General features: G+C 41.0%; 26 protein-coding genes, 1 tRNA gene, 1 pseudogene and 1 riboswitch. Of the genes and pseudogenes, 14 read left to right on the top strand and 14 right to left on the bottom strand.

Features of this window, described 5'->3' with window-relative positions:
- Nucleotides 1–301 precede the first annotated feature (301 nt).
- Nucleotides 302–592, top strand: a complete 291-nt coding sequence (locus DXE31_RS00705; protein WP_231969232.1) for a MarR family winged helix-turn-helix transcriptional regulator — start codon at nucleotides 302–304, stop codon at nucleotides 590–592.
- A gap of 78 nt (nucleotides 593–670) precedes the next feature.
- Here DXE31_RS00705 and DXE31_RS00700 read toward each other — a convergent pair whose 3' ends face one another.
- The 5 genes from DXE31_RS00700 to DXE31_RS09645 form a co-directional block, all read right to left on the bottom strand.
- A complete protein-coding gene (locus tag DXE31_RS00700) occupies nucleotides 671–1,021 on the bottom strand; it encodes a DUF3147 family protein (RefSeq protein ID WP_114697457.1) in 351 nt (116 codons plus the stop codon).
- Between the two features lie 9 nt (nucleotides 1,022–1,030).
- Entirely contained in the window at nucleotides 1,031–1,603 is a 573-nt protein-coding gene (locus DXE31_RS00695; protein ID WP_114697456.1) for a TMEM165/GDT1 family protein, read from the bottom strand.
- Nucleotides 1,604–1,608: 5 nt separating this feature from the next.
- Nucleotides 1,609–1,785: riboswitch (yybP-ykoY riboswitch) on the bottom strand.
- A gap of 141 nt (nucleotides 1,786–1,926) precedes the next feature.
- Entirely contained in the window at nucleotides 1,927–2,346 is a 420-nt protein-coding gene (locus DXE31_RS00690; RefSeq protein ID WP_114697455.1) for an acyl-CoA thioesterase, read from the bottom strand.
- 3 nt (nucleotides 2,347–2,349) lie between these two features.
- Complete coding sequence (locus tag DXE31_RS00685) at nucleotides 2,350–2,904, bottom strand: GNAT family N-acetyltransferase (RefSeq protein ID WP_114697454.1); 555 nt, start codon at nucleotides 2,902–2,904, stop codon at nucleotides 2,350–2,352.
- Nucleotides 2,905–3,453: 549 nt separating this feature from the next.
- Nucleotides 3,454–3,624, bottom strand: coding sequence for a hypothetical protein (locus DXE31_RS09645; RefSeq protein ID WP_162785493.1), 171 nt, complete (start codon nucleotides 3,622–3,624; stop codon nucleotides 3,454–3,456).
- A gap of 297 nt (nucleotides 3,625–3,921) precedes the next feature.
- Here DXE31_RS09645 and DXE31_RS00680 point away from each other — a divergent pair, with 297 nt between their 5' ends.
- The 6 genes from DXE31_RS00680 to DXE31_RS00655 all read left to right on the top strand — a co-directional run bounded on the left by DXE31_RS00680 (nucleotide 3,922) and on the right by DXE31_RS00655 (nucleotide 6,669).
- Nucleotides 3,922–4,158 (top strand): hypothetical protein, encoded by a 237-nt coding sequence (locus DXE31_RS00680; protein WP_162785492.1) that lies wholly within the window; start codon nucleotides 3,922–3,924, stop codon nucleotides 4,156–4,158.
- Between the two features lie 225 nt (nucleotides 4,159–4,383).
- Nucleotides 4,384–4,803, top strand: a complete 420-nt coding sequence (locus DXE31_RS00675; RefSeq protein WP_114697452.1) for a MarR family winged helix-turn-helix transcriptional regulator — start codon at nucleotides 4,384–4,386, stop codon at nucleotides 4,801–4,803.
- 10 nt (nucleotides 4,804–4,813) lie between these two features.
- The gene (locus tag DXE31_RS00670; RefSeq protein ID WP_114697451.1) at nucleotides 4,814–5,050 is read left to right on the top strand and encodes a CDGSH iron-sulfur domain-containing protein; all 237 of its coding nucleotides are present in this window, start codon (nucleotides 4,814–4,816) and stop codon (nucleotides 5,048–5,050) included.
- Nucleotides 5,051–5,089: 39 nt separating this feature from the next.
- Nucleotides 5,090–5,293: a DoxX family membrane protein gene (locus DXE31_RS00665; protein WP_114697450.1), complete on the top strand. Its 204-nt coding sequence runs from the start codon at nucleotides 5,090–5,092 to the stop codon at nucleotides 5,291–5,293.
- Between the two features lie 548 nt (nucleotides 5,294–5,841).
- The gene (locus tag DXE31_RS12585) at nucleotides 5,842–5,913 is read left to right on the top strand and encodes a hypothetical protein (protein WP_415078041.1); all 72 of its coding nucleotides are present in this window, start codon (nucleotides 5,842–5,844) and stop codon (nucleotides 5,911–5,913) included.
- Nucleotides 5,914–5,937: 24 nt separating this feature from the next.
- Nucleotides 5,938–6,669, top strand: a complete 732-nt coding sequence (locus tag DXE31_RS00655) for a site-specific integrase (RefSeq protein ID WP_114697448.1) — start codon at nucleotides 5,938–5,940, stop codon at nucleotides 6,667–6,669.
- On the opposite strand, the gene DXE31_RS00650 is transcribed toward DXE31_RS00655, so the two are convergent.
- The 3 genes from DXE31_RS00650 to DXE31_RS09640 all read right to left on the bottom strand — a co-directional run bounded on the left by DXE31_RS00650 (nucleotide 6,670) and on the right by DXE31_RS09640 (nucleotide 7,727).
- Entirely contained in the window at nucleotides 6,670–6,894 is a 225-nt protein-coding gene (locus DXE31_RS00650) for a hypothetical protein (protein WP_114697447.1), read from the bottom strand. It abuts the gene before it with no gap.
- Between the two features lie 71 nt (nucleotides 6,895–6,965).
- Nucleotides 6,966–7,508 carry a hypothetical protein gene (locus DXE31_RS00645; protein ID WP_114697446.1) on the bottom strand — a complete coding sequence of 181 codons (543 nt, stop codon included), beginning with the start codon at nucleotides 7,506–7,508 and terminating at the stop codon, nucleotides 6,966–6,968.
- A gap of 48 nt (nucleotides 7,509–7,556) precedes the next feature.
- Complete coding sequence (locus DXE31_RS09640; RefSeq protein ID WP_162785491.1) at nucleotides 7,557–7,727, bottom strand: hypothetical protein; 171 nt, start codon at nucleotides 7,725–7,727, stop codon at nucleotides 7,557–7,559.
- Nucleotides 7,728–7,885: 158 nt separating this feature from the next.
- Between DXE31_RS09640 and DXE31_RS00640 the strand changes: the two genes are divergently transcribed.
- Nucleotides 7,886–8,227 (top strand): hypothetical protein, encoded by a 342-nt coding sequence (locus DXE31_RS00640; protein WP_114697445.1) that lies wholly within the window; start codon nucleotides 7,886–7,888, stop codon nucleotides 8,225–8,227.
- Nucleotides 8,196–8,708, top strand: a complete 513-nt coding sequence (locus DXE31_RS00635) for a hypothetical protein (RefSeq protein WP_162785490.1) — start codon at nucleotides 8,196–8,198, stop codon at nucleotides 8,706–8,708. The genes DXE31_RS00640 and DXE31_RS00635 overlap by 32 nt, the downstream gene beginning before the upstream one ends.
- Nucleotides 8,709–8,839: 131 nt before the next feature.
- Here DXE31_RS00635 and DXE31_RS00630 read toward each other — a convergent pair whose 3' ends face one another.
- Nucleotides 8,840–9,280, bottom strand: a complete 441-nt coding sequence (locus tag DXE31_RS00630) for a site-specific integrase (protein ID WP_331851969.1) — start codon at nucleotides 9,278–9,280, stop codon at nucleotides 8,840–8,842.
- Between the two features lie 332 nt (nucleotides 9,281–9,612).
- Nucleotides 9,613–10,071, bottom strand: a complete 459-nt coding sequence (locus DXE31_RS00625; RefSeq protein WP_114697443.1) for a hypothetical protein — start codon at nucleotides 10,069–10,071, stop codon at nucleotides 9,613–9,615.
- A 488-nt stretch (nucleotides 10,072–10,559) separates the two neighbouring features.
- Here DXE31_RS00625 and DXE31_RS00620 point away from each other — a divergent pair, with 488 nt between their 5' ends.
- Together DXE31_RS00620 and DXE31_RS00615 are read left to right on the top strand one after the other, a co-directional pair.
- Nucleotides 10,560–10,850 carry a DUF6641 family protein gene (locus DXE31_RS00620; RefSeq protein WP_197712072.1) on the top strand — a complete coding sequence of 97 codons (291 nt, stop codon included), beginning with the start codon at nucleotides 10,560–10,562 and terminating at the stop codon, nucleotides 10,848–10,850.
- A gap of 1,163 nt (nucleotides 10,851–12,013) precedes the next feature.
- Nucleotides 12,014–12,289, top strand: coding sequence for a hypothetical protein (locus DXE31_RS00615; protein WP_114697442.1), 276 nt, complete (start codon nucleotides 12,014–12,016; stop codon nucleotides 12,287–12,289).
- A 27-nt stretch (nucleotides 12,290–12,316) separates the two neighbouring features.
- On the opposite strand, the gene DXE31_RS00610 is transcribed toward DXE31_RS00615, so the two are convergent.
- Together DXE31_RS00610 and DXE31_RS12265 are read right to left on the bottom strand one after the other, a co-directional pair.
- Nucleotides 12,317–12,616 carry a type IIL restriction-modification enzyme MmeI gene (locus tag DXE31_RS00610; RefSeq protein WP_114697441.1) on the bottom strand — a complete coding sequence of 100 codons (300 nt, stop codon included), beginning with the start codon at nucleotides 12,614–12,616 and terminating at the stop codon, nucleotides 12,317–12,319.
- Between the two features lie 78 nt (nucleotides 12,617–12,694).
- Nucleotides 12,695–13,448, bottom strand: a pseudogene (locus DXE31_RS12265) (type IIL restriction-modification enzyme MmeI); the annotation flags it as partial.
- 1,807 nt (nucleotides 13,449–15,255) lie between these two features.
- Between DXE31_RS12265 and DXE31_RS00590 the strand changes: the two are divergent.
- Both DXE31_RS00590 and DXE31_RS00585 read left to right on the top strand, forming a co-directional pair.
- Nucleotides 15,256–15,495: a hypothetical protein gene (locus DXE31_RS00590; RefSeq protein ID WP_231969230.1), complete on the top strand. Its 240-nt coding sequence runs from the start codon at nucleotides 15,256–15,258 to the stop codon at nucleotides 15,493–15,495.
- Nucleotides 15,496–15,533: 38 nt separating this feature from the next.
- Complete coding sequence (locus tag DXE31_RS00585; RefSeq protein WP_162785489.1) at nucleotides 15,534–15,806, top strand: hypothetical protein; 273 nt, start codon at nucleotides 15,534–15,536, stop codon at nucleotides 15,804–15,806.
- Nucleotides 15,807–16,509: 703 nt separating this feature from the next.
- Here DXE31_RS00585 and DXE31_RS09935 read toward each other — a convergent pair.
- Nucleotides 16,510–16,779, bottom strand: a complete 270-nt coding sequence (locus tag DXE31_RS09935; protein ID WP_197712232.1) for an Hsp20 family protein — start codon at nucleotides 16,777–16,779, stop codon at nucleotides 16,510–16,512.
- A complete protein-coding gene (locus DXE31_RS09930) occupies nucleotides 16,746–16,970 on the bottom strand; it encodes an alpha-crystallin domain-containing protein (RefSeq protein ID WP_197712071.1) in 225 nt (74 codons plus the stop codon). Before DXE31_RS09930 ends, DXE31_RS09935 begins: the two co-directional genes overlap by 34 nt.
- A gap of 425 nt (nucleotides 16,971–17,395) precedes the next feature.
- Between DXE31_RS09930 and DXE31_RS00575 the strand changes: the two genes are divergently transcribed.
- Nucleotides 17,396–17,470: transfer RNA gene (locus DXE31_RS00575), tRNA-Gly, on the top strand.
- Nucleotides 17,471–17,865: the final 395 nt, after the last annotated feature.

The following is a 17,865-nucleotide window of genomic DNA, read 5'->3' as shown; positions in this document are numbered from 1 at the left end:
AAAGATTCTCAATCCTGCGGGCAGAAAAATCCAATTAACACCCTTGGCTTGTTCAAGCGGGGTGGTAATAAATTGGTTGAAGTAAAAGAACGCCATATATATAGGGCGGTGCTGAGAAGGATTTCAAAGAGAAATTGGCTCGAGGCCTGTCAATACGGCATGGAATAATTATTGATTTTAAACATGCCCAGCATACTGGTGTTTACCCCTTCCAAGAAGGGGTAATATTTTCATATGAAAGCTTAAAATCAAACCTACAGCCTATATCCGCTTCTTAATCTGCCTAGATGCCTTAGATCGCATGAATCCAGGTAAGAAGTTAGATTCAATAGAAGAGCAACTCCTTAATCAAGTTATCTTAGCCGCGACTCAAGGCAAGGAGTTATTGGTTGGCGATTTAATTTCGCTGAGTGAGTGTGGCTCACAGGCAACGCTTCATGGCCGTATTAAGAATTTGGTCGTAATGGGTTACATCAAGTTGAATGAAGATAAGGTAGATGGCCGCAAGAAGTTTGTTGCGCCAACGGCTAAGGCATTAAAGTATTATGAGCATTTATCCGCTTATCTAGAAAAAGCCATGAAAACTACTTAAGCAATATTGTCAGTGGCTAAAGCTATTAAATAAATAAAAAACCACCCTCGGGTGGGTTTTTATTTGCAGCTATTCAGTCTACAGTAGTTCAACTCCAAAGTTTTTCATCATTAGGGTAAATAAATCAAAGCAAAAAACTGTTACAACAATACTTGCCCCCAGCGTCATCCAAAATCCTAGCCTTGGCAATAAGCAAGGGAATCGTAAAAACATTGGTAGGGTTGGGATCACATACCAGAAGGTGTAATAAGCGTGATTAGCTATTTTCTCTTCTGGTTGATTTTCAATATAAAGCCAAGTAAGCGTAAATAAAGTTATTAGCGGTAATGCCGCAATAAAGCCACCCAACTTATCGCTTCGCTTGGCAACTTCAGAGATAAAGACCACCATACCTGCGGTAAGAAGATATTTGGTAATGATCCAAGTCATAACGTCTCCTTAAAACAACTTATCTACTTCAAGTAATGTCAGCACACCCATAATCGCAAAAATTGCTGCGGCAATGGAGTGAATGAGCTTCATCGGAATTTTTGCGGCAAACTGATTGCCAACAAATACCGCTGGCACATCAGCAATCAACATGCCTAATGTAGTTCCCATAACCACCGCCAATGGGGCTGCGTAGTGAGCCGCCAGGGCGATGGTAGCCAATTGAGTCTTATCTCCCATTTCAGCGAAGAAAAAAGTAATAAACGTAGCGCCAAATACGCCAAGGTGTTTAGCTACTTGAGTCTCTTCTTCTTCAATCTTGTCGGGTATTAATGCCCAAATCGCCATGCCAATAAATGACACACCTAGAATCCAACGTAATACCTCAGGATTGACCATGGAGGTAATCCACGCACCCAGAGCACTAGCCAAGCCATGATTGATGATGGTTGCAGCAAGAATGCCTAAAATGATGGAAATAGGTTTTTTAAAGCGCGCCGCAAGGAAGAATGCCAGCAGTTGGGTTTTGTCACCCATTTCAGCAAGAGCCACAACGCCAGTGGAAATTAATAATGAATCCATTTGATAGTCCTCTAGGCTGTGATATAAACAAATGACTACAAAGCACCCACAGCCTAAGTAAGTGTTTGTAGTCAAAAGTCTTGTCAAGTATGAAACCGCTTACACCATAAGCCGAAGGCTCAAGTATGTTGATGTAAGCCGGCTTCTAAAAAGAAGTGAGGCTACTCCCTAGTGACCAATGGATTATATCAATATTGATGCGAATTTTTGATCAAAGCTAGATTTGATGTTGAAGGCGACTTGCTTTCAGTGACATTTATTGCTTTAGAGTTTCTGATACTCAATGCCACATCCTCATACCGACGACGCATTTTTCTGCATAATTAGACCCCTCTGTGACGACGTAACTCCTCAGGTGTTCTTGGGGTAAGTGTGGGTACGCAGGATGGCTTACCATCTTGACCAATTGCTACCATCGTAAAAAAGCAACTATTTACATGGCGCTTAATCTGCGATTGAATGTTTTCTGCAATAACTTTTATGCCAATTTCCATAGAAGTATTGGCCGTGTAATTGATCGAAGCATAACAAGTGAGTAATTCACCTACATGAATGGACTGTCTAAAAGTAACCTGATTTACGCTAAGGGTGACTACTTGCTTACCTGCATAGCGACTGGAACAAGTGTATGCCACTTGATCAAGTAGCTTAAGTAAGTCGCCGCCATGCACATTGCCGGTAAAGTTAGCCTTATCAGGCGTCATTAAAACCGTCATCGTTAATGGGGCATTTGAGTAGTCCATATTCTATCTTCCGATTAAACAGTGCGGCTTTGCACAAGGGAGCATGAGGAGCCAGTTGTGCTTAGCGATTGCCATCTGTTCTTTAAAGAGGGTGCCCCAATTTGGGGGATCAAGCTGAAGATTTGCCTCTGAGTCGCTCATCATATTGCGCGGCACTAAACCATGTTTTTCGTAGCGTCGTTGGATGGGACGATTCCACCAGCTAATACAATGTATGAATAAATCTTTGTAATGACGATTACGAGCCCAAGTTATTGCTTCATCCATCATCGTGATGGCAGTGCCTTGTTTGCGATATTTGGGGCTCACGATTACACCAAACTCCACTTCAGTGCCGCGCGAAGCAATATGCATAGTTCCCGCCCACTTGCCATCAATCTTAGCGACCAAGAAATGATTGTTTCTCAGATTTTGAATAAATGTTTTTACCAAGGCATCAATTGCTCTTTTGCTCATTGAGTAACCGAAGTGGTTGTGTAAAGTTTGTGGATCTTGGGTTTTTAACCAAGATCCATATTTCGCATACTGATCTCGCAATAGGAACTCAGTAGTCAGCATGGTGTTACTCAATGTGACAATGCTGTTTGTAATACTTAGCCTGCTCAGATCTGGCTTCAATTCATGCTTCTCTTAAGACTTTTAGACTTAGTGTGAGCTGGCTAATATAACCATTGGTTTTGATGAAGTGCTCTAAATCGCTGCTTTTGGATTGGTTACCGAAAACGTGATTAAAGAGGCTCAATAATTATGTCATTTAAGGCTCCTTATCTAAATGTATTAGGGTTAATACTTAATCAGGTTACCACTTTTTTAAGTATGTTGCATGAAAGCAACATAATCTTTAGTTATAAAAACCCCTTAAAACAGGTTAAAAATGCAGTATTAGGAGTGGTAAGACTCCTTGGAGTATAAATTGCACCAAAATAAAGAAGATACTCTCGATGCCTATAAAACTTAACAAGTTAGAATGAAAAGTCCAGCCATTTCAATGAGGAAGGATCTGTTTATGGGCACATTAAACGAAACAATTGAGAGATTAAGAGAGATTAGAGCTCTTGAGTTAAAGAATTTCAAGTCTCTAAAAAGATGGATGAATTAGAGATGCTCTCAGAAGAGATTAAATACTAGTGCCTTTATGGCGGCAATGGTAAGTCTGAGAAACTGGATGCACAGGTGAACTAGTATCCTGCGATCAAGGTTCATCCAAATAGTAGTAGCCAAAAAAGGAATAGGTTCTTTTTCAGCCATCTCACGATCTTCGGTAGTAAAGGTAGTCATTAACGCTCTCCCTAAAGAATGGAGATTACCTATGGGCTGTTAGAGCAAACTTAGAGGGACATAATGGAGCAGAATTGCCCTTCATCTCCCATAAGTAGATTTCATTCTTTATGAATAAAAGTGACAAATTTATCGCCAATAGAAATATTTTCTAGAAATTTTCAAAAGGTGAAATTGTCATATTTGGGCTTGATGAAACAGCTTCAAATATGACAACCAGATTTGGTATTCATCAAGATGTCACAAGAACGGTCGAGCATCACAATCAATCTCAAAGATAAATTGCAGGAGATAAAAATGCTAGATCACAATCCCAGCAACAAGATTATTGAATGGCGAAGAATGTCTGCCAAGTATTACCAAAAGGCGGCTTGGAATCAATTATTGGCTGTAGATAACTACCGAGAAAAAACTTTGCAGCAAGCCGATCGTTTTGCACAACTCTCATTTGAAGATCAAATGGCAGCCATGGAGTATGCCGAGTTAGCAGATGCAGAGTCTGCTTTAATCCTCGAGCTAGAGCTTGAGGATTAAATTGAATCATAAGTATTCTTTTCTTGGATCTTGTGAAGATACTTAAGCAATCAGCTCAGATCACGCATCTCTGGTTCTAGTGGCTTTAGTGCTGCATCATCAAACACACCATAGCCACCTTCGGGTGGTTTTTTATTTGAGCGGCAATATCGTTTAATACAACAAATCCACTAAAGTTCTTAGAGGTTTGATATTAGTCAATATATGAACTATATTAGTACGTATATGAACTTTCTACCTATTATTAAAGAACTCGCCAGCGCTTATCAAGCATTTGATGGCTACTCATCTACACATATTCGAGGGCTAGGCCTCTTGCCAGTCCAGTTCGATGTGATTGCTACGCTGGCCAATCAGCCGCCAATGAGCTTTAAGCAGTTGGGAGAAAAGACGTTGATTTCTAAGAGCTCTCTTACTGGTGTAGTTGAGCGAATGGTTCAAAAAGGCTTGATTGCTACTCAAGAAAATCCCGATGATGCCCGTAGTCATTTGCTCACGCTAACTGCTAAGGGGCAAAAGATTTTTAAAAAAGCTTTTCCAGAACATATGAAGCACCTTGAGTTGGCATTTGACAAGCTATCAAAAAAACAAATGAAAGAGATTGAAGAATCTCTTCAAACCCTTAAATCCATGTTTATTAGCTAAAGGAAACACAATGAATCCACATGTCGCTCAAAAAGCCCCATACGCAGCAGAAGTCACTGCGGGTCAGGCTTACTACTGGTGCTCTTGCGGTCTAAGCAAGAATCAGCCATTTTGTGATGGTAGCCATAAGACCACTGAATTTATTCCAGTTGCGTTTACTGCTGAAAAGACCGAGACCGTCTATTTGTGCGACTGTAACCATAGCGCCAAAGGTGCGTTTTGCGACGGCAGTCATAACAAGCTCTAAAAGTTCTATATAAATTACTAAAGGAAAAAACATGAAAACCTGCTAGGCTGTATTGCTATTGCGGCATTGTTTCTACCAGCAGGACTCAATAAGTTCATGGGCGTTGAGGGCACAACAGGGTATTTCGCATCGCTTGGATTGCCTGCTGTTGTTATTTTGGTTTGGCAATCTTTACAGTATTGGCTTCATCAGGTGCTGGTTCAATTGGTGTTGATGGCCGCAAGGCAAAGACTGAGTAATTAACTTGTATTGAGCTAGAGTCATGCATCCTAGGCCCTGGTCGATTTCGCCCCGAGTCACCAAGAAACACTAAAACCACCTTCAGGTGGTTTTGTTTTGTTGGTTTACACGTCAAATCAGTGGTCGCCCAATCCTCAATCTGAAGTTAAGCTACAAGCGTCCTTTAAAAGGACGCTTGAATGCAAAATCTTAACCAGCTTTTCTCTAACCTTAGCGCATGCCAAACTGCAGATGTAATCCGCCTTCAAGGTGATTTAGTGGCCTTGTTCAAAAGACCTGATAGTGGTCAATGGCAATGCCGCTTTAAGTTGCCCAACGGCCAATGGCATTCCGCGAGTACTTTTCACGCGGATCTGGGGTTGGCCACGCAGTTTGCCGTAGCAATCTATGAATGGTCTATGGCAAAGATTGCTCAAGAATGAAGCCTGAAATCTAAGACTTTTAAACAATTAGCTTTGGAAGAGCTCGAATCCTTAACCACTGCCGCTAGAGAAGGTAAAGGAAAGAGCGTATATCGTGACTATTCTTTTGTGATTAATAAGTAGTATTGCATTCCATTCTTTGGACAGTATCAAATCACCCAAATTACACCCCAGCTAGTGCAAGAGTTCGAGTCCTGGTGAGATAGTCAAATTGGTAGACATCCCATGACTAGTGCCAAGCGAACCCATAGTGCTGCCTATAACCGGATTGTTGAGCGGGCTCGTAATCAAGCATTGATTCCCAAGGACTTGTCTATTCCATTATTAGATATCCAAGGCGCTCCAGGAGAGGCCCACCCTGCCTTTAGCGAAACAGAGATTGCCCAGCCTTGGGAACAGATGGGGCATAGAGGTAGAACGATGTTTATTTGTCAGTTGTGTCGATCTCATGTAGAGTTCTTACTTGTTGTTGGGGTAAGAACGGGAACCGAGACCATGCCACTGCGCTGGAAGCATTTGCAGTGGCATTACATTGGACCTCAAAAGTATCTAAAGATCTGGGTATCGGGAAAAACAGGACCCAGATACCTAATAGCCAAACACGCAGTGATTGAAACTCTGAATCGATTAATCGTTTTTCAAGGGCTGCCATTTGAGGATTTGACTCAATTAATGGATGCTGGCTACAACCGCACAACCTTTGTCATGGAAGACGGCACGCAACCTGATAGTTTGAATGGCACTTTTGAACGTTTGTTAGGAGACTGCAATTTACTCAAAGATGTAGCAGGGCGTAATCGTAGTTTTTATAGCCTACGTCATACATATGCTACATTTGCACTAGCTGAAGGTGTTGACATACACATCTTAGCTAGGCAAATGGGTGCTTCTACACTCATGATTGAACGACATTACTCCAAACTAACGCCAATGATGGCGGCGCCAAAGTTGGCTTGATTACGCTTTGACCACTTCATAAAAATCAACACTATCTATAGAGTGGCAGCACTCAAGCTTCAAGTGGCTTTCATGTTCGAACCAGGATTCAGTAGCCATTTCTATAACAGCATCTTCAACTTCATCAGCATCAAGATAATTCGATTCATCAATATAAAAGAGTTTGGAGAAAATTTTTTCCTTAATCAGTGATGCGGAAACTCTATAAGCGGTTAAAGTTTTCATTTGATATTCCTCATTTTTTAAATTAGTTGGTATGTACAGCCACTATTAGTGGCTGTACTTTTTTACTAGCTTTAGACGATGTCTGTAGGAGTGACTACTTGCTTGGCAGGCAATTGCAAGCGACCTTTACGCCAAATATTGGCAATTACTTCAGGAACCTTTTGAGCATCAATCCGCTTCTGACAGTAGTTGCGCAAGTTCACCTCTAGGGTTTCTAGATTGGCTTTGACACCCTTAGCCATAGAGTGAATCATTTGGTTTTTAAACTTTTGGCCAAAATTATGCACATGCAAGATTCTGTAGACTCCCTTGGCGTGGTCGTAACGTGCCATAAAAAAGACAACATCAGCTCGCTTACGATCATCGCCAACAATGTATTTGACGATAATCATCGTTTCCGAGGTATTTTCTTGCACTTTAATGTCGCGATCCTTTAAGGCAGATTTCATAACGACAATAATGTGATGGTGATACTCAGATAAACGTACTTTCAGAGCAAAAGAATAGATGTCTGAAAGTAGCTTATAAAGCGCTTGATTTCCACGAATAATGAATTCTTCCTGGAATTTTGCCGCTTGATCAGTTAAGGCATCACATTCTTTGAGCGCAAGCATAACCTCTTGATCTTTTTTATAGACATTTTCAGATCTAAACTCTTGAGCCTATTCTTCGGTTGTCGTGCCAAAAAATGAGTCAACATTGATTTCCTCATCTATAGATTCTGAGGAACTTGCTGACCTAGCAGGGACAATATTGACCTTGTCAGTCACCAATAAAGAGGTTTTGACTTTTTCCAATACCTCAGGTGATAGATTTTGTTCGATTGTAGTCACGGTACTTCTCCTTTAAGTATGTCAACTTGGCGGTGGTGGCGAAAGTGCCTGGGTAAGTGCCGTATCGACAAAACCGAGAATAGAGAGATATCTACAAGTAATTGTTTACAACATAGATCTACAATCTTATTTGTAGACATTATGGAAATAGATCAATCTTGTGGGGAATTAACACGGCCGATATCGTTCATCCGGGGTGGCATATACAAGAGCATTACGCCCATTTCTTGTGGTTTCAATATTTGCGCTTTAGTCCTTCCTACGCTTTAGCTAAAAAATCGAGAGCTCATGGATTAAGTGCTCAGGAGAAAAAGTTCATACCAGCGGACTTTGCCAGAGTGCTGGCTACCTATGATCTATTGGGTGATGTGCACAACACCGTATTTCGTTATTGGTGGCAGCGTAATGGTTATGTTGTGTTTGGCGTTCCTTATGAGGCGCCTACGGTACAGGCGCTTGCATTGATTGATGGGAGTAATAAACCTCAGAAAAAAAGATGAGATGGGATTTTCACAGTTCTTGAGTGAAGCACATGAACATCTCAATTTCGGTAAAGCGTTGGCGCTATCCATTCCTTTAAATCAATCAGTCAAATTAAGCCTCTCTCAAGTCAAAGCCTTGATCGAAGCCAATCAGGATGTAAAAGAAAGTGCGCTAAGGAAAATCAAACCAAAACTTACCCTACAAGGACAACGCTTTAATTTCAATGCGCTTATGAAGGGTTTTGGCTTGCTGAAGTTTAAAGCTGCTTTTCCAGCAATGGAGCATTGGCGCTTAGGGGCAGCTGCAACACTGAGTGATAGCTACTCTCCAGTTCTCAATTGTTTAGCGCCAAGGCAGTCAAGCGATGCTATTGAGGCAGGCGATCGGATCTTGATGGGAAAAATTACCTATCGGGCGCTCGATAAGTATCAAAAGATTGCAGAAAATGCCGCGCGGGGAAAATTTCCTTGCAATGATCCAGTAGCAATGGGAGGATAAAGAAATAGAAAAGATGCAATCAAAAAAAAGCAAAGAAAACTAGATAAGCTCTACCGCATTTCTTTTCATATCATCGTTGGCATCGAGATACTTTATGGTGACGGCGATGGAACGATGGCCGGCCAAGCTAGCTAGCTAGCTAGTATTCGCATACCAATATGGCTGCTAGCACCGGAGATACCGGCAGCGCGGTCAACCCAAAAGAACCATTGACACAAGCTATTAGCCGAAAATCCCAGGCGATTGGCGCTATGAAAGAAGGGTAAGCGGGGTAAACGTGCAAAGCGTGTTGTTAGATTGCTTTGCAATTCTGCTTGTAGTTTAGCGGGAATGAATGCTGTTCTGGGGTGTCTACCCTTAGTTTGCGCCCCGCTTAAACGAATTTCATTTTTAATTGACACATCTTCATTTACAACATCGCTCATTTTCAGTGCCGCAATTTCTCCTACCCGCATACCCGACCAAAAGCCAGTAAGAATAAGCGCCCGATCGCGCTGGGCGTATTTTTTGGTGGAGACAGAACGCAGTACTCGATCAAGTTCTGCAGTAGTAAAAGTTTTTGCTTGAGCCATTTTGTTGTTCCTTATTTAAATAAAAAGCATGCTTCAGTGTATTTGCTTTTGCGAAAAAGGTCGACCAAAATTTAGGCAAAAAAGACCTTCCTAAAATCAATGACTTAAAGAAAAGTAAGCTTTTCTTTGGTAGTTTTTCTAACAAGTATTTAGCCTTGAAACCCTTGTCTCCCTTGAAGAATCGTGGGATTTAGACAACAGATTGCAGATCACCCCTTAAATCCAACTTGTATGCGGGGTTTACATGGCACTCAGCAACTTGCTGCTGTAAGGTGCAAAGATCGTTGCGTATAAGCGGTTTTTGATGGGTATTGCTTTATAGGGGCTGCTAATTAGTGCTGCAGGTTTAAGTCCGCATTGGTAGCAACAAATACGGGTTTATGAGCGCCCGTAGCTTTGCAATGATGCACATTTAAAGTCCATTCATCTTGAGTTGAATTAGGTGCGCCATCTATTTTGATGAATAGCTCTCTCGTATTAGGCGAATACACGCTATAGCCGTTAACCCGTTCTTGTGACTTAGTTAATGGATCATAGTGAATGAGCCATGAAAACAGTAAATCCTCCTCTTGAGCAACATTGGTTGATTCAAGCGACTTAACAATAGTCATTTGCTTTTCCGACTTAGCTTGGACTTCCCAATCTAGATACGAAAAGTAATCCACTAAGTATTTTTGCTTGGGCTTATGTAATTCCACTGACCCATTAAAGACAGCACGTCTAAATAAGCCTTTACCAAATCTGGTGTTGAATTTTTCATTAATAAAACCTCTCACTGCTCTTTCTCTCATATCGTTCTCCTTATTCAAGTTGATTGAGTTCTCGCGAAGTTGCTAGTTACCTGTTGTGCTGGTTACTAAGGGGTAGAGATCAAAAGATCGTTGCTAGGAGTTTTGTTGTAGCCCTCAAAAGAGGTGCTGCAACAACGAGTTGCACGTCAGAGTTACTCATTTGCCACTTCAGTAACTCCTTAACCCCTTAGCAAATAACTCACCTACGCAACTACTGTTTATTTCTAGCAACCACACTTTGTAACCAAGCAACTCGTACAAGCATTTAGTCCAAGACAAAAAACCCCTATATCTCGTGGTCAAAATGAGGGGATTTGTGGGGGAAATCAAAAAGAGGTCGACCTAATTAGCGGATCGAAAACAAACTTAATAAGTCCATTAACAAACAAGGAGAATCAAATGAGCCAATTAAGTCACCTCAAGTTAGTCGCTTATGGGAGCAGATCCAGTTAGCGAAAAGTTAGTTAGATGGCAAACCCTTTGTAGTCATGAAATACAAAACTGTGAAAGATCGCGAAACTGGCTTGCGTAAGCAAGTGGAAGCGCTTAAACGCATTAAGCCCTGGTGGTTTCCAAGTGATGAGGGTAGAGTTTGCGTATCTGTGAAGTACGGCAGATGGACACTAGAGCTATCTAAAGGCAAACTCAGTGTAGAAGTAACTAGCTGGGAAGATCTGATTAAAGCTCTTGAGTCAATTAAAGCTGCAGTAGAGGCAGGAGAGCTCGATCAACAAATTGCATCAGCTAGCGCGGGATTGAGGAGTGGATTTGGCCGGTAATTTTGTGATCGGCATCCTAAATCTGCATTTCTGTAGCCGGAAATTTAGGAAATATTTGGGTGTTTGACAGCGCATCTAAATATCTACATGAAACCATATCAATTAACCATCAAAATCCATAACATACAAGTGACAACTGTCATTTATGCTGCCAACGCAGAGTAAGCTAAGGTTATAGCTCGTAGTTGGGGAGCGCAAATTCTGCGTATTGAAGAGCTTAAAACTTAGTCACCCACTGTGAAATAGGGGCTTAGGCGCAGATCGCTCTTGATGGTCTGATCTGGCCCGGGTTTACAAGCGTCCTTTAAAAGGACGCTTGCCGGGCGTGCTAAATGTTGCATGAAACAATTTCGTGCAACATTTAGATCTAGTGGCATGATTGTAGCGACAGTCGTCTTTGCTCAATCTACCTTAGAGGGCCAAAAGACCCTGGTGGCTCCATTTGGCTCTAATAAAGTTATTGGTATTCCCAAGCAAATGGGGCGCTAGCGATGAAAATCAAGGAAGAGTCGCTATCAATAAACCACCAACTCTCGAGCAACAACTAAGGCTATGCAGGCACAAGTCAAGCATGCTCAAGAAGCTGTTAAGGCTGAGCGGGCTAGGCAAAAGATGAAGTTTGGACAGCAGCAATTAGCTCAAGCCTCACTTCCCAATATATGAAGTGCCTCCTGGATCAAGATTGATATATATGGAATCTTGAAATTCTGATGGTTCGTGATTTTCAAGCGGGTTTTCCGAGGGGTAAAGAACCCGAAGATTTACATTTTTAGAGTCCAGTGGAATCAAAAGACAAATATTTTCGAAGATATGCTTTGTAAGATTTAGTTCATATTGAACCAATCTGATCACAAGTGCATTTGGCAACAAACTCCAATGTGTTATGTGTATAAAAGAAGATGAATCGGGTTGGTATTAAGCGGTGGATATTTTGAAGACTTCTTAACTATTAGATCAATATAATGATAGGAAGACTTCTCTTCGAGAAGTTTTATAGGGCCAATTTGAACTATTGGTTTTCTAGGGGGGCATGTGTTGATGCTAGCCTAATTCTTTATGCAAGCGTCCGAAAACATGATGCTTGCACGTCAAATAACCCCCAAATGCAGTCTAGACAGTTAAGGGTTCCATAACTAAACTTGCTCTACATATAGAGGTTATCCATGAAACAGTTTTTAGCGATTTTTCTAGTAATTCCAGCACTAAGCTTTGCTCAAGCCTTTTATGGCTCTCAAGGTCAGTACCAGGGCTATGCCCAAACATCCCCAAGTGGTGTGACTAATGTGTATAACCCCCAAGGGCAGAATGTGAAGTCATTTCAAACGGACAATGGGCAAACTAGCTTTTCTTCACCGCAAGGCCAATCTCAAGGTACATCAACTGCACCTGTCACCATGCAGCCAAATACAACTATCAATACACTAAGAAAAGTGCCGTAGGCTCCGGTGGTTAAGGGTTGGTGAGAATTAAATCAAGTTAGCTTGCGTGTCATCAGCTTTCTTAGCGCGCTTTTTCTTAATAGCTTTAGCTGGCAATAAGCTTGTAAGTTCTTCGTATTTTTTAAACAAAAACGCCACTCTACTTGCATCATCTGTCTCTGTGTCTGTATAACCATAAGCTTTATCTACAGCCTTATTATTCGCTTCGTGTGCTTTCATAAGTTCAATAGGCATTGTTACTGGATCATACAAATTGGCTAGGGTGGACTCTGGGTATAAAGCACGTGGGTCTAATATTGCCTTGGCTGTCTTTTCAACAGTAGACAATAAGCCAGGGTCTTTTACTTCCGCCCAAATAAAATTGTTATAAACGATACCTGCGCTATATTGATGGCGGCTTTTCAGTCTGCCACAAACAGTTCTTGTAAGCCATATGCAACTTACTTGCTAAAACTTCAAAATCATACATAGTTGCATTTGCTAATGTATAAATTTTATTGCTTGCAATTACATCTGCGCTAATAAATGCAATTGGTAGATACTCTCTTCGCTCGCTTGAAACTTCTGGAATTGCTAAATAATCAGAATTTGGCTGTCTAATTTCGCCAAACAGGGCAGGCGTAGCTGAAAGTGCCTGCGTAGTTGGTCTTGTGCTGTTACTTTTAACTTTTCTTACATCTAATACTCGTTGATAAATTTCAGGGACTGCTTTAATGCTATCAGACGTAACATTTAATAGCTATAAACACCACCTGTCCAAATTATTAATCAATTCCTCTCCACCAATAAATCGCCTAATAAGATGATTTGCTTGCGGCTATTGCTCTAGTAATTTATTTTTTTCATGATCATCAAGCAGTAAATAACCGCCGTCGTTTGGCATGCTACCAAAAGCAATGCTTTTAACATTGCGTAAGGGCTGTCTTCTTCTTTCTATAACAACATACGGCGCATCTACCAGGTATGGATTAATTTCACTAACAATATTAGCTTGTCTTGCCTCATCTTCAACATCGTCATAACTATAGATTTTTGATTTTTTTAAGTTAAATAGTGAAAAATCAATAATTACGCAATGCACACCGGCAACGCCTTTACCCTTGTTATTCCATTGAAATGTCCTATGTGCAAAGTTAATCTTAATTCCTCTATGCAGCATCCAGCTCCATCAAGCAGCAACTTGTTCGCCCTGTGTAATACTGTTTGTAGAAACAAATGCAACTTCAATACTTGTTTTGAGAAGATTTCCTTTAGGGAACAATGTGCGGTATTTATTGGGTGATAGTGGGTCAGGGGATTGTCCGTAAATAAATCCGTTTTTAAATGGTTCTATGTCGATCTTACGCTTGGTGCCATCCACTATCCAAATGAGCTTTTCGTAAAAACGCTCTCGCGATAGGCGTTCATCAAAATCTATGACGGAGTGTTGAAATTCAATTACCCAGCCATCCTTTATTTTGATGTCGGCAATATGCTTTTCGCCAGTATCACCACGTTGTATAAATTCTTGCTATTCGGAGGGAAATTGATTTTTCTAGCTTCGATGCCATTCTGGTTCTGTTGCTCACCATGGGTCGCAACGACCTTGATTCTTATGGACCCAATGATGAACGCGAACTCTTCCACATCTTGCGGTCATCAATGTCCCACAAGCAGGGCATAATCCTGTTAGCTTTGGCTGGGCTTCTTAACGCTGTCTGTTAACTATGGAGAATTTCATGGATTATGCTACATCTAGATTCTGTTCTGTCGGCTTAACCGACATTCTGTGTACTCAAGTGTCACGTAACGCGACGCTTATTTGCGTGTGTATGTGAATGGCTGCTTACTGCGGGATTAATGACCAATACGGCTCTATATTTTCTACACCAGAATGACCCTTAGTTTAAGAAAAATACTTATAAATTTTTGTCAGAAATACCTGAAAAAGTCCATGCAAAACACTAAAATCGGGGGTAACGAGTTTGAATTTCACTAGATATAGTGTTTTTCGGCTTGGAGGAGCAAGAAAAAAGCGGCATTAGCTCGAACTCACACCACTTCCCGTAATTAAGCGTACCTAACAAGGTATGCGTAGTCTATATCAAAATGATTTGGCGAAAAAGGTCCTGTAGTTAATAACCCTTTTTTTGGAGTCCATTATGGCTACTAAGAAGACTGTAACTACGGTGAATAAAAGGCGCTGTAGATAGGAGATTCGTAAGCGCTAAAACCGCCAAGAACAATCGATCTACTACTTTTAAGCAAACTGTAGTGAAACAAACTACACCTAAGAAGTAATGGGTTGACAGCAAGAGCAATCTGGCTGTTTTATATCAGTAGGGTTTAGTTGAATCGATTGTCTCTTTATTGCGGTATTAGATTGTTAAATTTGGACCTATATGAAAATAAAAACAGTCAGGTTAAAAAAATTCAAACGATTTGATGATTTGACAATTGAGCTGGGTGAACACCCTAAAAAAATGGTGGCATGAGTTGGCCCAAATGGATGTGGAAAAAGTTGAGTATTCGATGCTTTTGAGCAAAATTTACAAGATCATGTTGGGGTTAATAATGGCGTTGGCTCATGGTTTTTTTCAAAAGAATTGTATGAGTCAAATCCAGTTGATTCCTATCAAAAGCACAATGCGATTCAGATCTTTAACACGGATAACAACGCAAACTTCTCTGCCAAACGCTTTTACGTCAGGACTACTTGTCAGCATACACCTCAATTGCGTATAAATTCAATACAGCAAAGTGTGGATCCAATGAATACTCCTAATAGGCCAGCCAGGGCACAGCGCAAATATCGACCAAAGACTTCAGGATAACTACACCAGACTTCATGGCCTACTTCTTGAAGATTTTGATAAAGGATCAAAAACTGGGGATCAGGTTAGGCAAGAGCTGTTTGGCAATATAAATGCTCGAATAGGGCGGCCTGGAGTAGGTTTTTTGAAACTGCCCTTGAAGATCTAAGTGGATTGGTGGCGCTCAAGATCTTAATTTATTGCGAAGGAAGAGCTAAGCCATCAGAAGGCAATAAAGAGCAGGGATTTGATGCTCTTATCTATAACTCAATTTTTAATGATGAGTTTATGGACGCTTTTTTTGTATCGGGTGGGGGAGGAGAAGTGACGAAAAATTTTGCCCTTGCTTTAAAGGTGCTTGGAAAGACGCTAAGAGAAGTAAATTTTTTGTTCTTAAGGATGGGGATGACTTAACTGAGGAGCAGCGCATCACTCATTTAGGAGCCGTTCCCTTGAATAGAATGTTACAGCGAAGAGAATTAGAGAATTATCTATTTGATATAGAAATTATGAAGCTCTATTTCGATCAAATTGATGGTCAAGCATACGATAGCTTGGTGCAAGATATATCTACACAAGATTTGAAAATAGGTCGGCTGAGGCAAAAACTCATGCATTTGACAAATTTTAGAGGTGGACTAGAGCAGTTTATGCAAGAGCTTGCAGGGCACATCACAAAAGATACTCAGATCTACAGAGAGCTTAAGGCGTGTAATTTTGGGTAGTCACTCACGGTCAACCCAGCGTCCGCAATCCTGAACCATTGCGGTTCCACAAGATCATCCTTTGCGTTACCTACAGTTACCACACATTCCAAGAAACCAAAAGAGAAAGCCCCTAGATTTCTCCAGGGTCTCTTATGGGTCGGACGAGATTCGAACTCGCGACCAACGGATTAAACGTCCACTTAGGGTCGTTAGCTGCCCATCGCTATTCAAGCGATACTGAAAGTAACGCTTAATCCGAAACAAATACTATGGAGCAAACAAGTGCTAAACGGCTATTTCAACATTCCTTTGGTTTTGAAAACCAAAAGTAGTTTAGTTGTTGTTAATGTGTCTTTATAGAGTCTAAAGACTCTACAGATTTCACATCTGGTAACTGCTTTAAAACTCACCCTAATTCATTTACGAGTTGGTAAGCGCTATCAGAAAGGCTTATGAATAAACCTATTACTAGGGTAAAGATCACAAAACTAAAAAGATATATTTTATTATTTCTCATTTTTTATTTGCTTAATGGAATTGATGCAATCCGAAATACTATGTTTTGGAAATTTCCCGATATTCGCTTTTTGCAAAGACTGAATGCAATCTGATAGTGAGTATCTTAATTTAATTGGGGTTATTTGACTCATTTACGTTGCCCTTTTAGATGATTTAGTCAAGCTAAGCAGGTTGGTTGCCCATATTCTGGGCTAACCAACCTTCATTCAGCCGCTTCTTTAACTTTCTCAATGACCGGTTTGGAATTACCGCCAATCAAAATCTTGCGTGGCAACTTTTCTTCTGGGATAACATTCGCTAACTTAATGATGAGTAAGTCATTCTCGATGTCGGCAGAGCGGACAATTACGGTTTCTGCCAAAGTAAAGTCATGACTAAAGTCCCGATTGGCAATTCCTTTATGGAGGTATTCGCCAGTTTGTTCAGCTTTAACCTTGCCTACAACAGTAAGCGTGTTGCCTTCAGCGGTAATTCATCATTTTTAAAGCCAGTAACCGCAATTTCAATGGCGTAGTCGCGTTCATTTTTCTTGATGATGTTGTAAGGAGGATAGCTTTGTGCGTTAGAGAGCGTATCCCCAGCACTCATTTCCTCAATCGCATTAATTAGGCGGTCAAAGCCAACAGAGCTTAGCAAAACATTTCTTCCAAATGGATAAGACATCGTTTTCTCCTGAAATTTAAGCAAGTTCACAATGTCCTAGACCCCTAAGGCATCTAGTTCAAGAATATTTAGGGCTGGTTTTTTGAATTTCAAGGGACTTGAAATTGGATTGTTTAGCCAAGAGAGAAGATATTGGTGGTAAAAATTTCCCCCATTTAGATCGGGGTTATTTTCTTTTTGTCTTCCCTTGGAAATTGAAAAGATAGCTGATTTAATGGAGGAACAGTGCTCGAAACTGACCATGTAGAGCTATAGGAAGATAACCGGGAGCCCATTACTAGACCTAAGTTAAAGTGTTTAATTTTGGAATATTTGCAAAGGCAAAGTCGAAAAGAAATTCTTTTGGAGGAGCCTTGCGATGAGGAGTCTGGTTCGCCAGCGTATGGTCTCAAGTTTTTGGGGTGGGGATATAAATTATCTCTATTGCGGGAGTCGTATAACGGCTATTACCCTAGCTTCCCAAGCTAGGGACAAGGGGTCGACTCCCTTCACCCGCTCCAGCATTGAGCTCAAAAGCTTAGAAAAGAGAGAGCCTCTAGATGTCTCAAGGGGCTTTTGTCCGACTGGTGGGTCGAAGGGTATTGTCTTATAGCAGCAACATGAAAATCCCCCTAGAAGAAACCTGATCGGTACCGGAGCAGCCATATTAGGCTCAACATTAATACCAGATTTGGGTGTGCCGGCTACCCCGCCAATGCCTCAGAAAAAATAGATTCTCCGATACCTCCAGATACTTCTCTCGCTGGATATAATATTCTCTACATCTTGGTTGATCAAGAACTTTGTTTCCCAAAGTGGCCCTTTCCAGTTCCAGGGTGTGACGCCATTAAGAAGAAAGCTATTACATTCTTAAATCATCAGGCGGCATCATGTGTTTGCTCTTCAGCGCTTTATA

This window comes from Polynucleobacter necessarius (genome assembly GCF_900095185.1).
Classification (GTDB): Bacteria; Pseudomonadota; Gammaproteobacteria; order Burkholderiales; family Burkholderiaceae; genus Polynucleobacter.
This window is presented reverse-complemented; position numbering and strand designations above follow the sequence as displayed.

Bases quoted from the DNA above. Each gene is read 5' to 3' on its own strand.
- DXE31_RS00620 (WP_197712072.1), top strand. From the start codon at position 10,560: ATGAAATACAAAACTGTGAAAGATCGCGAAACTGGCTTGCGTAAGCAA.
- DXE31_RS00695 (WP_114697456.1), bottom strand. From the start codon at position 1,603: ATGGATTCATTATTAATTTCCACTGGCGTTGTGGCTCTTGCTGAAATG.
- DXE31_RS00675 (WP_114697452.1), top strand. From the start codon at position 4,384: ATGAACTTTCTACCTATTATTAAAGAACTCGCCAGCGCTTATCAAGCA.
- DXE31_RS00680 (WP_162785492.1), top strand. From the start codon at position 3,922: ATGCTAGATCACAATCCCAGCAACAAGATTATTGAATGGCGAAGAATG.
- DXE31_RS00650 (WP_114697447.1), bottom strand. From the start codon at position 6,894: ATGAAAACTTTAACCGCTTATAGAGTTTCCGCATCACTGATTAAGGAA.
- DXE31_RS00625 (WP_114697443.1), bottom strand. From the start codon at position 10,071: ATGAGAGAAAGAGCAGTGAGAGGTTTTATTAATGAAAAATTCAACACC.
- DXE31_RS00635 (WP_162785490.1), top strand. From the start codon at position 8,196: ATGGGAGTAATAAACCTCAGAAAAAAAGATGAGATGGGATTTTCACAG.
- DXE31_RS00645 (WP_114697446.1), bottom strand. From the start codon at position 7,508: ATGCTTGCGCTCAAAGAATGTGATGCCTTAACTGATCAAGCGGCAAAA.
- DXE31_RS00670 (WP_114697451.1), top strand. From the start codon at position 4,814: ATGAATCCACATGTCGCTCAAAAAGCCCCATACGCAGCAGAAGTCACT.
- DXE31_RS00630 (WP_331851969.1), bottom strand. From the start codon at position 9,280: ATGGCTCAAGCAAAAACTTTTACTACTGCAGAACTTGATCGAGTACTG.
- DXE31_RS00705 (WP_231969232.1), top strand. From the start codon at position 302: ATGAATCCAGGTAAGAAGTTAGATTCAATAGAAGAGCAACTCCTTAAT.
- DXE31_RS00655 (WP_114697448.1), top strand. From the start codon at position 5,938: ATGACTAGTGCCAAGCGAACCCATAGTGCTGCCTATAACCGGATTGTT.
- DXE31_RS09645 (WP_162785493.1), bottom strand. From the start codon at position 3,624: ATGACTACCTTTACTACCGAAGATCGTGAGATGGCTGAAAAAGAACCT.
- DXE31_RS00615 (WP_114697442.1), top strand. From the start codon at position 12,014: ATGAAACAGTTTTTAGCGATTTTTCTAGTAATTCCAGCACTAAGCTTT.
- DXE31_RS00690 (WP_114697455.1), bottom strand. From the start codon at position 2,346: ATGGACTACTCAAATGCCCCATTAACGATGACGGTTTTAATGACGCCT.
- DXE31_RS00700 (WP_114697457.1), bottom strand. From the start codon at position 1,021: ATGACTTGGATCATTACCAAATATCTTCTTACCGCAGGTATGGTGGTC.
- DXE31_RS00685 (WP_114697454.1), bottom strand. From the start codon at position 2,904: ATGCTGACTACTGAGTTCCTATTGCGAGATCAGTATGCGAAATATGGA.
- DXE31_RS09930 (WP_197712071.1), bottom strand. From the start codon at position 16,970: ATGTCTTATCCATTTGGAAGAAATGTTTTGCTAAGCTCTGTTGGCTTT.